This is a genomic window from Comamonas sp. DB36 (genome assembly GCF_057914905.1).
On sequence record NZ_CP196631.1, the window covers coordinates 1759366 to 1774621 of the forward strand.

Here is a 15256-nt window from a genome sequence, read left to right on the forward strand (position 1 = left end):
TGCGGGGCCGTTGCCCAATCAAGCAAGGGGAATGACATGAATCGTTGGATAGACCGCGCCTGCCGCGGCCTCGAAGGGGTGATTGCCGCCATGCTCGCCGCGATGGTGGTGCTGGTGTTCGGCAACGTGGTGTTGCGCTATCTGTTCAATTCCGGCATCACGGTCTCCGAGGAAGTATCGCGCTGGCTCTTCATCTGGATGACGTTTCTCGGCGCCATCGTGGCCTTGCGCGAGCACGGCCACCTGGGCGTCGACATGGTGGTGCAGCGCCTGCCGGCCTGGGCCAAGAAGATCTGCCTGGGCCTGGGCCATCTGCTGATGCTCTACATCCTGTGGCTGCTGCTGCAGGGCAGCATCGCCCAGGCGCGCATCAACTGGGACGTCACTGCGCCCACGACCGGCGCGTCCATGGCCATCGTCTATCTCTCCTGCGTGGTGTTCGCGGTCTGCGCGGGCTTTCTGATGCTGCTCGATTTGCTGCGCCTGGTCACCGGAAAGATCAGCGAGGCGGAACTGGTGATGGTGCAGGAATCGGAGGAAGCGGTGCAGTTGCAGCAGATTTTGGCGGCCCAGGAGGGCGATGCGCCCGCGGCCCGGAAAGGCGAGAAATGACGATCTTCGTATTTGTGGGCGCGCTGCTGCTGGCCATGGCCATGGGCATTCCGATCGCGTTCTCGCTGCTGGCCAGCGGCGTGGCGCTGATGTGGCATCTCGATCTGTTCGATCCGCAGATCCTCGCGCAGAACCTGATCGGCGGCGCCGACAGCTTTCCGCTGCTGGCCGTGCCGTTCTTCATGCTGGCCGGCGAGATCATGAACGTCGGCGGGCTGTCGCGGCGCATCGTCGACTTCGCGCTGGCCCTGGTCGGCCACGTCAAGGGCGGCCTGGGCTATGTGACCATCATGGCCGGCTGCCTGCTGTCGGCGCTGTCGGGCTCGGCCGTGGCCGATGCCGCGGCGCTCACGGCGCTGCTGCTGCCCATGATGACCAAGGCCGGCCACGACAAGGCGCGCGCCGGCGGCCTGATCGCCGCGACCGGCGTGATCGGCCCGGTGATTCCGCCGAGCATAGGCCTGGTGATCTTCGGCGTCGCGGCCAACGTGTCGATTTCCAAGCTGTTCCTCGCGGCCATCGTTCCGGGCCTGCTGATAGGCGGCGCGCTGTGGGTCACCTGGGCCTACCTGGTGCGCAAGGAAAAGCTCGTGCCGCCGCCGCGCAAGTCGGGCGCCGAGATCCTGCTCGCCGCACGCAAGGCGTTCTGGGCGCTGCTGCTGCCGGTGATCATTCTCGTGGGCCTGCGCATGGGCGTGTTCACGCCCACCGAGGCGGCGGTCGTGGCTGCGGTCTATGCACTGTTCGTGGCATCGGTCGTCTACCGCGAGATCACCTGGGCCAAGCTCTACGCGATCTTTGTCGCCGCGGCCAAGACCAGCGCCATCGTGATGTTCCTGATCGCGGCGGCCATGGTCAGCGCCTGGCTGATCACCGTCGCCGACCTGCCGTCCAAGGTCGTGGCGCTGCTGCAGCCGTTCATGGACAGCAAGATCCTGCTGATGATGGCCATCATGGTGCTGGTGATGCTGGTGGGCACGGCGATGGACATGACGCCGACCATCCTGATCCTGACCCCGGTGCTGATGCCGGTGGTGAACGCCGCCGGCATAGACCCGGTGTACTTCGGCGTGATGTTCATCATCAACAACTCGATAGGGCTGGTGACACCGCCCGTGGGCACGGTGCTCAACGTGGTCGCGGGCGTGGGCAAGATGTCGATGGACGATGTCACGCGCGGCGTCATTCCGTTCATGCTCGCGCAGTTCGCGATGATGTTCGCCATGGTGTTGTTTCCCTGGCTTGTCACCGGCCCGGCGAAGTTCTTTTACCGCTGAGTCCAGGCTGGGCCGGCCGCGGCGCCGGCCCAGCTTGTGGGTCAAGATCGGGAACCTCTGTCGACCAAACAGCAGCTTGCAGCGTTATGCACTAAATGGTCTATTCAAAGCGCCTTCCAGGTGCTACAACAGCACCATACGGCAAGCGAATGCCTTGCAACTTAGCGGCACTTTTCGTCTTTGGGTGTTGCCACGGGAGGTCGTATGGATGTCATCAGCAATTCGGCTGCGCGGCACATGAGGCTGCGCGAAGAGGAGATGTCGGTCGACGAATACTTGGCGCTGTGCCTGCGCGATCCGACCGCGTATGAAAGCGCCGCCCAGCGCATGTTGCTGGCCATGGGGGAACCGGTCATGGTCGACACGCGCAACGACCCGCGGCTGTCGCGCCTTTTCGCCAACAAACTGATACGCCGCTACCCCGCGTTTGCCGAGTTCTACGGCATGGAGGACTCCATAGAGCAGGTGGTGAGCTTCTTCCGCCATGCAGGCCAGGGGCTTGAAGAACGCAAGCAGATCCTCTACCTGCTGGGCCCGGTGGGCGGGGGCAAGAGCTCCATTGCCGAGCGCCTCAAGTACCTGATGCAGAAAGTGCCGTTCTACGCGCTCAAGGGCTCGCCCGTCAACGAGTCGCCGCTGGGCCTGTTCGACCCCATCGAGGACGGACCCGTGCTGGAAGAGCAGTTCGGCATTCCGCGGCGCGCGCTGCAGCATGTGCTGTCTCCCTGGGCGGTCAAGCGTCTGGAGGAGCTCGGCGGCGACATCCGCCAGTTCCGTGTGGTCAAGCGCTTCCCCAGCATCCTCAAGCAGGTGGCGATTGCCAAGACCGAGCCCGGCGACGAGAACAACCAGGATATTTCCAGCCTCGTGGGCAAGGTCGACATCCGCAAGCTCGAGAACTTCGCCCAGGACGACACCGATGCCTACAGCTATTCGGGCGGGCTGTGCTTGGCCAACCAGGGCCTGCTCGAATTCGTCGAAATGTTCAAGGCGCCCATCAAGGTGCTGCACCCGCTGCTCACCGCGACACAGGAAGGCAACTACAAGGGCACCGAAGGCTTCGGCGCGATTCCTTTCGACGGCATGGTGCTGGCGCACAGCAATGAAAGCGAGTGGAAGGCGTTCCGCAACAACCGCAACAACGAGGCGTTTCTGGACCGCATCTACATCGTCAAGGTGCCTTACTGCCTGCGCGTGTCCGAGGAAGTGAAGATCTACGAGAAGCTGATCCGCGAGTCTTCGCTGGCCAATGCCGTATGCGCTCCGGGCACGCTCAAGATGATGGCGCAGTTCGCGGTGCTCACGCGCCTGGTCGAGCCCGAGAACTCGAGCATCTTCAGCAAGATGCAGGTCTACGACGGCGAAAGCCTCAAGGACACCGATCCGCGCGCCAAGAGCTACCAGGAATACCGCGACTTCGCGGGCGTGGACGAAGGCATGTCGGGCATCTCCACGCGCTTTGCCTTCAAGATCCTGTCGCGGGTGTTCAACTACGACAGCACCGAAGTCGCGGCCAACCCCGTGCACCTGATGTATGTGCTCGAGCAGCAGATAGAGCGCGAGCAGTTTCCCGCCGAACTCGAGACCAAGTACACCGGCTACATCAAGGAATTCCTGTCGCCGCACTACGCCGAGTTCATAGGCAAGGAGATACAGACCGCGTACCTCGAAAGCTACAGCGAGTACGGCCAGAACATCTTCGACCGCTATGTCACCTACGCCGATTACTGGATACAGGACAACGAGTACCGCGACAACGACACCGGCGAAGCCTTCGACCGCGCCGCGCTCAATGCCGAACTCGAGAAGATAGAGAAGCCCGCGGGCGTGGCCAACCCCAAGGACTTCCGCAACGAGATCGTCAACTTCGTGCTGCGCGCGCGCGCCAACAACCAGGGCAAGAACCCGGCCTGGACCAGCTACGAGAAGCTGCGCCTGGTGATAGAGAAGAAGATGTTCTCCAACACCGAGGAGCTGCTGCCCGTGATCAGCTTCAACGCCAAGGCCAACGCCGAGGACGCGCGCAAGCACGAGGATTTCGTGATGCGCATGGAAGCCAAGGGCTACACGCCCAAGCAGGTGCGCCTGCTGTGCGAGTGGTACCTGCGCGTGCGCAAGAGCAGCTGAGCGCGGCGCGCGCTGCGCGCGCGTCCGACCATGGAGGGGGGCAAAGATGGCATTGCATATCATTGACCGCAGGCTTTCCGGCAAGAACAAGTCGGTGGGCAACCGTGAGCGCTTCGTGCGCCGCTACAAGCAGCAGATTGCCGAGGCGGTGCAGCGCGCCGTGGGCAAACGCGACATCCGCCATATCGAGCAGGCCGAGAGCATCACCATCCCGCGCAAGGACATACGCGAGCCCCTGTTCCGCCACGGCCAGGGCGGCATCTCGGACACCGTGCACCCGGGCAACAGCGACCATGTGCGCGGCGACCGCATTGCGCGCCCCCAGGGCGGCGCGGGCAGCGGCTCGGGCTCGCAGGCCAGCGACAGCGGCGAGGGTGAGGACGACTTCACTTTCACGCTGTCCAAGGAAGAGTTCATGGAACTGTTCTTTGAAGACCTGGCGCTGCCGCGGCTGCTGCGCACCCATATCGCCAGCACCCAGCAGTACCGGCTGCGGCGCGCGGGCTACAGCCACGACGGCACGCCGCAGAACCTCGCATTGCTGCGCACCATGGGCGGGGCGCTGGGCCGGCGCATCGCGCTGACCAAGGCGCCGCAGCGCGAGCTCAAGGCCCTGCAGGCCCAGCTCGAGGCGCTGCTGGCGCAGGACGATGGCACCAGCGAGGTGCTGGCCGAGCTGCAGCAGCGCATCGACGCGCTCAAGGCGCGCATCGGCAAGGTCGCGTTTCTCGATCCCATAGACCTGCGCTTTCGCAGCCGCACGCGCGTTCCCGAGCCCAGCACCCAGGCCGTGATGTTCTGCCTGATGGATGTCTCCGGCTCCATGGACCAGGCGCGCAAGGAGCTAGCCAAGCGTTTCTTCATCCTGCTGTACCTGTTCCTCACGCGCCACTACGAGAAGATAGAGATTGTCTTCATACGCCACCACACCCAGGCCACCGAAGTCAGCGAGGACGAATTCTTCCATTCGCAGGAAACCGGCGGCACGATAGTGAGCAGCGCGCTGGTGCTGCTCGACCAGATCATGCGCGCGCGCTACCCCGCGGCCGACTGGAACATCTACGTGGCCCAGGCCAGCGACGGCGACAACTTCAACGACGACACCGGCAACTGCCGCAGCCTGCTGGTCGAGAAGATCCTGCCGCTGGTGCGCTACTACGCTTATGTGCAGGTGGTGCAGGAAGAGCAGAGCCTGTGGCAGGAATACAGCCAGATTGCGCGCCAGTTCTCGCATTTCGCGCTGCGCAAGGTGTCGGTGCCCGGCGATATCTACCCGGTGTTTCGCGATCTGTTCAAGAAAGAGGGGGTCGCTGTATGAACCTTTCTCAATACCCGGTGCTGGCGCCGCGCGCCGGCCCGCAAGTCTGGCGTCCCACGGCCGCGGCCGAACGCACACAGCGCGGCGTGCCCACGACGCCGCTGCCCGCGGCCCAGCGCCCGGCTCAGCCGTTGCCCGACCCCAGCGACTGGACGTTCGAGCTGATCGAGCGCTACCACGCGGCGATTGCCGATACCGCGCGACGCTTTGGCCTGGACACCTATCCAAACCAGCTCGAAGTGATCTCGGCCGAGCAGATGATGGACGCATATTCCAGCGCCGGCATGCCCGTGGGCTACCGCCACTGGAGCTATGGCAAGGATTTCCTCGCGACCGAGCGCCGCTACCGCCGCGGCCACATGGGCCTGGCCTACGAGATCGTGATCAATTCCAACCCCTGCATCAGCTATCTGATGGAGGAGAACACCACCGCCATGCAGGCGCTGGTGATCGCCCACGCGGCCTACGGGCACAACAGCTTCTTCAAGAACAACTACCTGTTCGGCATGTGGACCGATGCGGGCGGCATCATCGACTATCTGGTCTATGCGCGCGATTTTGTCGCCCAGTGCGAGGAGCGCCATGGCATAGAGACCGTGGAGCAATGGCTCGATTCCTGCCATGCGCTGTCCAATCTGGGCGTGGACCGCTACCGTCGTCCGAGCAAGAAGAGCCTGGCGCGCGAGCGCGCCGAGCGCGAGCAGCGCGAAGCCTATGCCCAGCAGCAGGTGAATGTGCTGTGGCGCACGCTGCCCACGCGCCCGGGGCGGGAAAATGCGGCGCAGGAAAACGAGCGCTTTCCCAAGGAGCCCGAGGAGAACCTGCTGTACTTCGTCGAGAAGAACGCGCCGCTGATGGAGCCCTGGCAGCGCGAAATCGTGCGCATCGTGCGCAAGATCGCCCAATACTTCTACCCGCAGCGCCAGACCCAGGTGATGAACGAAGGCTGGGCCACGTTCTGGCACTACACGCTGCTCAACACCATGTACGACGAAGGCTGGCTCACCGACGGCGTGATGATCGAGTGGTTGGCGTCGCACACCAATGTGATCTACCAGCCGCCGGCCGGCCACCGCGCCTACAGCGGAATCAACCCCTATGCGCTGGGCTTTGCGATGTACCGCGACATACGACGCATCTGCCAGGAGCCGACCGAGGAAGACCGGCGCTGGTTCCCCGACATCGCGGGCACGCCCTGGCTGCCCGCGCTGCACCACGCGATGCAGAACTTCAAGGACGAGAGCTTCGTGGGCCAGTACCTGAGCCCGCAGTTGATGCGCGACATGCGGCTGTTCTCCATCCACGATGATTCGAGTCAGCGCGAGCTGCTGGTCAGCGCCATCCACAACGACGAGGGCTACCGTTCGCTGCGCCAGACGCTGTCGCAGCAATACGACCTGGGTGCGCGCGAGCCCAATATCCAGGTCTGGAACGTGAATCTGCGCGGCGACCGCGGCCTCACGCTGCGCCACACGCGCCACCAGGGCCGGCCGCTGAACGACGATGTGCAGGAGGTGCTCAAGCACGCGGCGCGGCTGTGGGGTTTTGGCGTGCAGCTCGAAAGCGTCAATGCCGACGGCGAGTCGCCCGTGCTGGTGCACTCGGTGCCGCCGCCGCCAGGCTAGCCAAGCGGCCGATCACGGCAGCGCGGCCATGGGCTGCGTCGGGTTTTGCGGGCTTTTGAGCGCTCAGGGTAAGTTCTGCGCAAGCTTCGCATGGCGTATGTCTAAAATCCCTGCTGCAGTGCAAGCCGGGGCGCCATGCCCCAGAGGAGTCAGCCGTGCAAGAGAACCAGACATCGAACGCCCAAGCCAAGCCCCGGCCGCGCGTCATCAAGAAATACCCGAATCGCCGGCTGTACGACACAGACACCTCCACTTACATCACGCTGTCCGAAGTCAAGGCGCTGGTCATGGCCAACGAACAGCTCGTGGTGCGCGACGCGAAGACCGGCGACGACCTCACGCGCAGCATCCTGCTGCAGATCATTCTCGAGGAAGAAGCCGGTGGCGCGCCGATGTTCACCGAAGCCGTGCTGGCCAACATCATCCGTTTCTACGGCCATGCGATGCAGGGCAGCATGGGCGCCAGCCTCGAGAAGAACGTGCAGATGTTCAGCGACTTCCAGGCGCGCATGGTGGAGCAGGGCGCGACGCCTGAAATGTGGAACCAGTTCGTGCGCATGCAGCCGGCGCTGATGCAGGGCATGGTCGGCAATTACCTGGGCCAGTCGCAGAACATGCTCACGCAGATGCAGGAGCAGATGCAAAAGCAGACCGAGCAGATGCTCGAAGCCATGGGCTTGAAGCGCTAGTTCGCGGGCAGCAAGCCCCCCACCGCCGCGCGCAGCGCCTCGCGCAGGCATTGGCCCGGCCCTTCGAGCGGTCTGTCCCTGGGGCTCACCAGCGACAGCGCCGAGTCCTCCATGGTCAGCAGATGCCTGGCGACCAGCCCCATGCGCTGCGCATAGCGCGCGCCCAATGATTCCACCACGGCCACGCCCAGCTGTTCGCCCGCGAGTTCGCAGGCCGTGAACGATTGCGCGACCTCCATCAGCGGGCGGTAGTCTAGGCCGTTGTGTTCGAACGCCTGCTGCGTCGCCCGCCCCGCGGGCAGCGCGGGCGACAGCGCGATCAGGCCCAGCGCCGCGACTTCGGCCAGCGTCAGCACTTCGGCACCGGCCTGCGGGTGCTGCGGGTGCAGGATGGCGAACAGGCTCACCGCGGCCAGCGGCTCCTTGCGCACGCGCTCGTTGGGCGCCGCGGATCCGATCACGATGCCCAGGTCGATGCGGTGGTCCACGGCCATTTCAATGATTTCCAGGCCCGAGCCCGCGCGCACGGTGAACGTGATGCCCGGGTAGGCGCGGCGCACCGTGAGCAGCGCTTGCGGCAGCAGCATCGACGAGGCCACGGCGACCGCGCCCACGCTGAGCCGGTCGGACGCGCCGCGGCGGATATCGCTGGCCAGCCGGTCCACGGACTCCATGCCCGACAGCGCGTTGAGCACTTCGGGAATCAGCGCGCGGCCCTGGCTCGTCAGGTGCAGCCGCCGGTTCTCGCGGCTGAACAGCGCAAAGCCCAGACGGGTCTCCATGTCCTTGAGCAGCGCGCTGGCAGCGGGCTGGGTCATATGGATGGAGTGGGCCGCGGCGGTGACCGTGCCCTGTTGATACATCGCGCGCAGCAGCAGCAGTTCTCGGCGACTCAGCATATGTATTTCATATGAAAACAGTGGTTTTAGCTATTTGACCATAGGCCGCAGCGCGCCAAGAATAGATGGTCTGTCTTCACCGGTTCTGTTCATGCGCGCCAACGCCATTGCCTCGATCACCTGCATTCCCATGCGCCTGCCTTTTCACCATTGGAGCGAGCCGCCGCTGTTCGCGGGCCGGCCGCGCGACAAGCTCGACAGCGCGCTGGTGCGCGTCGAGACCGACGACGGCACGGTGGCCTGGGGCGAGTCGTATTGCGTGGAGCCGCGCGCGCTGCAGGCCATCTTCGAGACCCTGATCGCGCCGCTGGCCTGCGGCAGGCAGGCCGATGACGCAACCCTGCTGCCTTCCATGCAGCGCATGCTGCACAACCTGGGCCGCTCGGGCCCCGTGGTGCATGCGCTCGCCGGGCTGGATATCGCGCTGTGGGATCTGCGCGCCAAGAGGGCCGGGGTGCCGCTGTACGAACTGCTGGGCGGCAAGCGCCGTGACCGCGTGCGCGTCTATGCCTCGCTGCTGCAGTACTACGCCGACGCTGCCTTGCTCGAGCAGGTGAGCCAGCGCGCGCTGGCCGAAGGCTATACCGAGATCAAGCTGCACGAGCGCACCGCGCCCGCGCTGGCCGCGGTGCGCCGCGCCGTGGGCCCCGATGTGCCGGTGATGGTCGACACCAACTGCGCCTGGCTGCCGCACGAGGCCGAAGCCGCGATCGCCGAAATGCTGCCCTATAAGCCGTTCTGGATCGAGGAGCCGATCTGGACGCCCGAAAACGACCAGGCCCTGGCCGCGCTGCGCGAACGCGTTGCCGTGCCGCTGGCCGTGGGCGAGAACGCCAGCTGCGCGCTGGCGCTGCAGCGCATGGTGGAGAACGCCACGGTGCAATACGTTCAGCCCAGCGTCATCAAGCTGGGCCTGACGGCAGCCTGGGAGATCTCGCGTGCCTGCGAAGGCAGCGGCGTGACCTGCGCTCCCCAGGTCGCATTCTTCGGGCCGGGCTTTCTGGCCAGCCTGCACCTGATCGCGGCGCAGACGACCGAAGTGTCGCTGGAGCGCCTGTATGTGGAGCTGGCCCATGTGCCTTATGGCCGCACGCTGCCGATAGAGCAGGGCTGGCTGCAGGTGCCTGATGGCCCCGGCCTGGGCGCCGACCCCGAGCCCGACCTGGCCCAGGGCCGCTACGCGCACTGAGAGCGCAAGAATTCAAAACAGGAGACAAGACATGCAGAACAACCGCCGCAGTTTCATCCACCACTGCACCGGTCTGGCGCTGGCCGGCGCCACGCCCTGGGCCCTGGCCAGCAGCGGCGCCTATCCCGACAAGACCGTGCGCATCATCGTTCCCTATCCCGCGGGCGGCGCGACCGACAACCTGGGCCGGCTCGCGGGCCAGGCGCTGCAGCAGGCGCTGGGCCAGTCGTTCATCGTCGACAACAAGGGCGGCGGCGGCACGACCATAGGCACGCGCGCGCTCGCGCAGTCGGAGCCCGACGGCTATACGCTGGGCATGATGGACAGCACGTTCACCATCAACCCCGGTCTGCTGGGCGCGCGCCTGGCCTACGACACGCAAAAGGACTTCACGCCTATCTGCCAGATCGCCAGCGCGCAGTTCGTGCTGGTCACGCATCCGTCGGTGCCGGTCAAGGACCTCGCGGGCTTTCTGGCCAAGGCCAGGGCCGAGCCCGGCACGCTGGCCTACGGTTCGGCAGGGGTGGGCAGCGGCCCGCACCTCGCGGGCGAGCAGCTCGCCCAGCAGGCCGGGCTCAAGGTCATCCACATTCCCTACAAGGGTGGCGGCACGGTGATTTCCGACCTGCTCGGCGGCCAGGTGCAGTTCGCGTTCGCCACCGTGCCCACGCTGGCCGAACATATCAAGGCCGGCAAGCTGCGCGCGCTGGCCGTCACCGGGCCGCAGCGCGCGCCGCAGCTGCCCGACGTGCCCACGTTCACCGAAGCCAAGCTGCCGGGCGTGGACATCATGCCGCTGTTCGGCCTGATCGCGCCCAAAGGCATTCCCGCGGCCGCGCTCGACAAGATCAGCCGCGCCTTGCGCGCTTCCATTCGCCAGGGCGAGATGCAGGCGCGGCTCAGGTCCATGGGTTTCGAGCCCGTGGGCAGCACGCCCGCGGAGTTTGCGCAGCGCATCCAGGAAGAAGTCGCGAAATGGAGCGAGGTGATACGCAAGGGCGGCATTCGGCCCGAATGAGCGGCTGTGCCTAGGTGCTGTCTCTGACCACGATATGGAAGCCCACGTCGACCACCGGATTCTCTATGGGGCGGCCTTCGGCGCGCGCCATCATGAATTCGGCCGCGATCTCGCCTATGCGCGTGCCGTCAAGCCGCACCGTCGTCAGCGCGGGCTGGGCATCCTGGGCAAAGCTCTGGTCGCCCATGCCGACGATGGCCAGCTGCTGCGGCACGTGCAGCCCCTGGTGCTGGGCTTCGATGGCCGCGCCCAGCGCCAGGCTGTCCGAACTGCAAAACACCGCGGAAATCTCCGGCGTGGCCTGTAGCAGCGATGCCAGGCCTTTGCGTCCGGCGCCCATGGTGCTCGGTGCACGCGTGAAGAAGCACTGCGCGGACTGCGCGCCCAGCGCCCGGGAGCGGTCGATGAACGCCTGGGCGCGCGTGCGCGCGCGCGCGTCGTCGCCGGTGATGATCGCGACATGCCGGTGTCCGCGCGCATGCAGGAATTGCGCCACCGTCTCGCCGATGGCGACATGCGAGAAGCCGACCAGCATGTCGATGGGGTTGTCGCTGAAGTCCCAGGTCTCGACCACCGGAATGCGCGAGGCGAGCAGGGCACGGCGCCCGCCCGCCGATGACGCCGCGCCGACCAGCACGATGCCGTCGGGCCGGCGCTGGATGATGGTCTTGATCAGCGCTTCTTCCTGCGCCGCGTCATAGCCGGCCTGTCCGATCATCAGCTGGTAACCACGGCGCTTGAGCGACTCCGCCAGCGACTCGACCAGCTCCTCGAACACCGGGCCGACCAGCGTGGGCAGCAGCGCCGCGACCATGCGCGCGCGTGCGGTGCGCAGTCCGCTGGCCATCGCGTTGGGCACATAGCCCAGCGCATCGACTGCGTGCCGCACCCGGGCCAACGTGTCGGCCGTGACCTTGTCGGGCGCATTCAGCGCGCGCGAGACCGTCATCGCCGAGACCCCCGCGAGGGTGGCGACATCTTGGACGGTAGCGGGCTTGTTGGACAAATCGATTCCTGTTGACTGCACGGCACGCGCAACGGCTGCATGGGCGGCCGCGCGGTGGCGGCAGGCCGATTGTATGCAGTTAGCAGGGGCGCGCCCTGCGGGCGCAGCCTGCGGAATCTCGAGCCTTCAGGGTAAACACTGATTCGTCCGCGAATGTTCACGTTAACAATCTGTTCTTGCGTAAATGTTAACGTTATCTGGCTATTAATTCATCATCGGGCGAAGGCGCGTGCCCGCCCCGCATATATCGGAGACAACAGATGAGAGCATTGAAATCCGCCACCACCGCCGTTTGCATAGGCCTGGCCGCCATGGGCGCCGCGACCTCGGCATTCGCCTGGCCCGACAAGACCGTCAACGTGATCGTTCCCTTCCCCGCGGGCGGCGCGACCGACACCATCGCGCGCGCGGTCAGCAACCACCTGGGCACGCAGTTCAAGCAGACCTTCGTGGTTGACAACAAGGCCGGCGCGACCGGCAGCATAGGTGCGACCCAGGTCGCACGCGCGCCCGGTGACGGTTATACGCTGCTGGTGGCGTCGCTCGCACCTTTCGTCGTCGCTCCGCACCTGATGAAGAACCTGCCCTACGATCCGCTCAAGGACTTCAGCTACCTCACCGTGGCCGTGCAGACGCCCAACGTGCTGGTCGTGAACCCCACGCTCGCGCCCAAGGTCAACAACATCCAGGACGTGATCGCGCTGCTCAAGGCCAGGCCCGGCGCGGTGAGCTTCGCGACCTCGGGCGCGGGCTCTTCCGACCATCTGACGGCCGAACTGTTCTGGCAGAAGACCGGCACCAATGGCCTGCATGTTCCCTACAAGGGCGGCGCTCCCGCCATCACCGATCTGCTCGGCGGCCAGGTCGACATGTCGTTCCAGAACGTCAACGCCGTCATCCAGCACATCAAGTCGGGCAAGCTCAAGGCCATCGCCGTGACGGGCGACAAGCGCTCGCCCGTGCTGCCCGATGTTCCGACCACGGCCGAAGCCGGCGTTCAGGGCGTAGAAGTCTATGCATGGCAAGGCATTGCCGCGCCCAAGGGCCTGCCCGCGGACGTCAAGGCCAAGCTGCATGCCGGCATTCTCAAGGCGCTCAAGGACCCGGCATTGACCAAGCAGTTCACCGACGCTGGTCTCGAAGTCGTGGGCAACAGCCCCGAGGAGTTCACCCAGTTCCAGGCCAGGGAGTTCGCGCGCTGGAAGCAGGTGATAGACACCGGCGGCATCACCGCCAACTGATTTTTTCCACCTACCATTCCATGGCCTGACCTACGCGCAGGCCGATTCCATTTCTCCCTGCACCTGGTTCCACTATGGCTTCTTCCTCCACTCCTGTCGTCACCCAATTGCGTGTCATTCCGGTCGCCGGCCATGACAGCATGCTTCTCAACCTCAGCGGCGCGCACGCGCCGTTCTTCACGCGCAATCTGCTGGTGCTGACCGACAGCGCGGGCAACACCGGCGTGGGCGAAGTGCCGGGCGGCGAAAAGATCCGCCAGACGCTGGAAGACGCGGCGCAGCTGATCGTGGGCCAGCCCGTGGGCAACTACAACGCCGTGCTCAATGCGATGCGCGCCGCGTTCGAGGGCCGCGACAGCGGCGGGCGCGGACTGCAGACGTTCGACCTGCGCATCGCCATCCATGCGGTCACCGCCGCCGAATCCGCGCTGCTCGATCTGCTGGGCCAGCACCTGGGCGTGCCCGTGGCCGCACTGCTGGGCGAAGGCGTGCAGCGCACTTCGGTGCAGATGCTCGGCTATCTGTTCTATGTCGGCGACCGCACGCTCACCGACCTGCCTTACCAGACCGATCCCGGTGCGGCCAACGACTGGCAGCGCCTGCGCCATGAGAAGGCCATGACGCCCGAAGCCATCGTGCGCCTGGCCGAAGCCGCGCATGAGCGCTATGGCTTCGAGGACTTCAAGCTCAAGGGCGGCGTGCTGCGCGGCGAGGAAGAAGTCGAAGCCATCCGTGCGCTGCACGAGCGCTTTCCCCAGGCCCGCGTCACGCTCGATCCCAACGGCGGCTGGCTGCTCAAGGACGCGATCCGCATCACGCGCGATCTGCATGGCGTGCTCGCCTATGCCGAAGACCCCTGCGGCGCCGAAGGCGGTTTCTCGGGCCGCGAAGTGATGGCCGAATTCCGCCGCGCCACGGGCCTGCCCACGGCCACCAACATGGTCGCCACCGACTGGCGCCAGATGGCGCATTCGATCTCGCTGCAGTCGGTGGACATTCCGCTGGCCGATCCGCATTTCTGGACCATGGCCGGCTCGGTGCGCGTGGCCCAGTTGTGCCAGGCCTTCGGCCTGACCTGGGGCTCGCACTCCAACAACCACTTCGACGTGTCGCTGGCGATGTTCACGCATGTGGGCGCGGCCGCGCCGGGCCGGGTGACGGCGATCGACACCCACTGGATCTGGCAGGACGGCCAGTACCTGACCAAGAACCCGCTGCAGATCAAGAACGGCTACATCGAGCTGCCCCAGCGCGGCGGCCTGGGCATAGAGCTGGACATGGAGGCCGTCGAGCGCGCCCACCAGCTGTACCTGCAGCATGGCCTGGGAGCGCGCGACGACGCCATGGCCATGCAGTTCCTGGTGCCCAACTGGAGCTTTGATAACAAGCGTCCCTGCATGGTGCGATAAAGCGGCTCCAGCCCCCTCGCCGTGGAGACGGCGGGGGGCTCAGTGCACATGAACATGGCCCGGCGCTTTGCCCGGGCCTTTTTCTTGGTCGTCGTGCTCATGGTCTTCGTGCGGCGCAACGCCTTCGCGCGACTTGAGCAGCCATTGTTTTGCCAGCGCGGGATTCGCGCCCACGCCCTGGCCGCGCTGATAGGCCAGGCCCAGCGCCCTTTGTGCCTGCGGGTTGCCCGCGTTGGCTGAGCGCCTGAGCCATTCGATTGCCGTGCGCATGTCCTTCTTCACCCCCAGCCCGGCGGCGTAGCTGGCATACAGCTCATATTGGGATTTCGAGGCGCAGCGCGCGTTGCCGTCGGCGGTCTTGCGGTACCAGCGCAGCGCGGCCGCAGGGTCCTGCGGCGCCCCGCCCAGACCGTCGCGGTAGAAGTCGCCAAGCATGCATTGCGCCAGCTCCATATCGTTTCCTGCCGCGGCATTGAACCACTTGAAGGCCTGGGCGAGGTCCTTGGGCGTGCCCGTGCCGTTGAGGTAGATGAAGCCCAGCTCCACTTGCGCCGGCCCATGGCCGCGCTGCGCCGCATGCAGCAGATGCGCGCGGCTGCGCGCCATGTCGATGGTGTTGCCGGAGCTGCCGTTGAACAGCTTGCTTTGCTGGTATTCGCGCTCGGCGGACGCGAGGTCCGCGGCAAGCGCGGGGGCGGCGGCCCAGCAGAGCGTGGCCGCAAGGCCCAGGCCTTGCACCCATGGATGGAAGTTGAATCGGCGTGGGGTCATCATGGCATGCGAAATGGGAGACGTTCGGGGACTGCAATGCGCACGCGGCCGAGTGCGAGCGGCCGCGTGCGCGCA

General features: G+C 65.7%; 13 protein-coding genes. 10 read left to right on the plus strand and 3 right to left on the minus strand.

What is annotated here, in order from left to right; genetic code table 11:
- Window positions 1–36: 36 nt before the first annotated feature.
- The 6 genes from ACSVDO_RS08200 to phaR all read left to right on the plus strand — a co-directional run bounded on the left by ACSVDO_RS08200 (window position 37) and on the right by phaR (window position 7648).
- Window positions 37–612: a TRAP transporter small permease gene (locus tag ACSVDO_RS08200; RefSeq protein ID WP_332538027.1), complete on the plus strand. Its 576-nt coding sequence runs from the start codon at window positions 37–39 to the stop codon at window positions 610–612.
- The gene (locus ACSVDO_RS08205; protein ID WP_332548203.1) at window positions 609–1889 is read left to right on the plus strand and encodes a TRAP transporter large permease; all 1281 of its coding nucleotides are present in this window, start codon (window positions 609–611) and stop codon (window positions 1887–1889) included. Before ACSVDO_RS08200 ends, ACSVDO_RS08205 begins: the two co-directional genes overlap by 4 nt.
- 204 nt (window positions 1890–2093) lie before the next feature.
- Window positions 2094–4016 carry a PrkA family serine protein kinase gene (locus ACSVDO_RS08210; protein ID WP_332538029.1) on the plus strand — a complete coding sequence of 641 codons (1923 nt, stop codon included), beginning with the start codon at window positions 2094–2096 and terminating at the stop codon, window positions 4014–4016.
- Between the two features lie 46 nt (window positions 4017–4062).
- On the plus strand, window positions 4063–5334 hold the full coding sequence (locus ACSVDO_RS08215; protein ID WP_332538030.1) for a YeaH/YhbH family protein: 1272 nt from the start codon (window positions 4063–4065) through the stop codon (window positions 5332–5334).
- Entirely contained in the window at window positions 5331–6959 is a 1629-nt protein-coding gene (locus ACSVDO_RS08220; protein WP_332538031.1) for a SpoVR family protein, read from the plus strand. Before ACSVDO_RS08215 ends, ACSVDO_RS08220 begins: the two co-directional genes overlap by 4 nt.
- 155 nt (window positions 6960–7114) lie before the next feature.
- Complete coding sequence (phaR, locus tag ACSVDO_RS08225) at window positions 7115–7648, plus strand: polyhydroxyalkanoate synthesis repressor PhaR (RefSeq protein ID WP_332538032.1); 534 nt, start codon at window positions 7115–7117, stop codon at window positions 7646–7648.
- On the opposite strand, the gene ACSVDO_RS08230 is transcribed toward phaR, so the two are convergent.
- The gene (locus ACSVDO_RS08230; protein WP_332548200.1) at window positions 7645–8547 is read right to left on the minus strand and encodes a LysR family transcriptional regulator; all 903 of its coding nucleotides are present in this window, start codon (window positions 8545–8547) and stop codon (window positions 7645–7647) included. The two genes, phaR and ACSVDO_RS08230, sit on opposite strands and share 4 nt — an antisense overlap.
- A gap of 91 nt (window positions 8548–8638) precedes the next feature.
- On the opposite strand from ACSVDO_RS08230, the gene ACSVDO_RS08235 reads away from it, so the two are divergent.
- Both ACSVDO_RS08235 and ACSVDO_RS08240 read left to right on the plus strand, forming a co-directional pair.
- Complete coding sequence (locus ACSVDO_RS08235) at window positions 8639–9736, plus strand: mandelate racemase/muconate lactonizing enzyme family protein (RefSeq protein WP_489595807.1); 1098 nt, start codon at window positions 8639–8641, stop codon at window positions 9734–9736.
- 31 nt (window positions 9737–9767) lie between these two features.
- Window positions 9768–10754 carry a Bug family tripartite tricarboxylate transporter substrate binding protein gene (locus ACSVDO_RS08240; RefSeq protein WP_489595809.1) on the plus strand — a complete coding sequence of 329 codons (987 nt, stop codon included), beginning with the start codon at window positions 9768–9770 and terminating at the stop codon, window positions 10752–10754.
- Window positions 10755–10764: 10 nt separating this feature from the next.
- Here the strand turns inward: ACSVDO_RS08240 and ACSVDO_RS08245 are convergent, their stop codons facing one another.
- Window positions 10765–11760, minus strand: coding sequence for a LacI family DNA-binding transcriptional regulator (locus ACSVDO_RS08245; protein WP_332538036.1), 996 nt, complete (start codon window positions 11758–11760; stop codon window positions 10765–10767).
- A 260-nt stretch (window positions 11761–12020) separates the two neighbouring features.
- Between ACSVDO_RS08245 and ACSVDO_RS08250 the strand changes: the two genes are divergently transcribed.
- On the plus strand, window positions 12021–13001 hold the full coding sequence (locus ACSVDO_RS08250; RefSeq protein WP_489595811.1) for a Bug family tripartite tricarboxylate transporter substrate binding protein: 981 nt from the start codon (window positions 12021–12023) through the stop codon (window positions 12999–13001).
- A gap of 74 nt (window positions 13002–13075) precedes the next feature.
- Window positions 13076–14410, plus strand: a complete 1335-nt coding sequence (gene gudD, locus ACSVDO_RS08255) for a glucarate dehydratase (RefSeq protein WP_332538038.1) — start codon at window positions 13076–13078, stop codon at window positions 14408–14410.
- Window positions 14411–14449: 39 nt separating this feature from the next.
- On the opposite strand, the gene ACSVDO_RS08260 is transcribed toward gudD, so the two are convergent.
- Entirely contained in the window at window positions 14450–15184 is a 735-nt protein-coding gene (locus ACSVDO_RS08260) for a tetratricopeptide repeat protein (protein ID WP_489595813.1), read from the minus strand.
- Window positions 15185–15256: the final 72 nt, after the last annotated feature.

Bases quoted from the DNA above. Each gene is read 5' to 3' on its own strand.
- ACSVDO_RS08200 (WP_332538027.1), top strand. From the start codon at position 37: ATGAATCGTTGGATAGACCGCGCCTGCCGCGGCCTCGAAGGGGTGATT.
- ACSVDO_RS08205 (WP_332548203.1), top strand. From the start codon at position 609: ATGACGATCTTCGTATTTGTGGGCGCGCTGCTGCTGGCCATGGCCATG.
- ACSVDO_RS08210 (WP_332538029.1), top strand. From the start codon at position 2,094: ATGGATGTCATCAGCAATTCGGCTGCGCGGCACATGAGGCTGCGCGAA.
- ACSVDO_RS08215 (WP_332538030.1), top strand. From the start codon at position 4,063: ATGGCATTGCATATCATTGACCGCAGGCTTTCCGGCAAGAACAAGTCG.
- ACSVDO_RS08220 (WP_332538031.1), top strand. From the start codon at position 5,331: ATGAACCTTTCTCAATACCCGGTGCTGGCGCCGCGCGCCGGCCCGCAA.
- ACSVDO_RS08230 (WP_332548200.1), bottom strand. From the start codon at position 8,547: ATGCTGAGTCGCCGAGAACTGCTGCTGCTGCGCGCGATGTATCAACAG.
- ACSVDO_RS08235 (WP_489595807.1), top strand. From the start codon at position 8,639: ATGCGCGCCAACGCCATTGCCTCGATCACCTGCATTCCCATGCGCCTG.
- ACSVDO_RS08240 (WP_489595809.1), top strand. From the start codon at position 9,768: ATGCAGAACAACCGCCGCAGTTTCATCCACCACTGCACCGGTCTGGCG.
- ACSVDO_RS08250 (WP_489595811.1), top strand. From the start codon at position 12,021: ATGAGAGCATTGAAATCCGCCACCACCGCCGTTTGCATAGGCCTGGCC.
- gudD (WP_332538038.1), top strand. From the start codon at position 13,076: ATGGCTTCTTCCTCCACTCCTGTCGTCACCCAATTGCGTGTCATTCCG.
- ACSVDO_RS08260 (WP_489595813.1), bottom strand. From the start codon at position 15,184: ATGATGACCCCACGCCGATTCAACTTCCATCCATGGGTGCAAGGCCTG.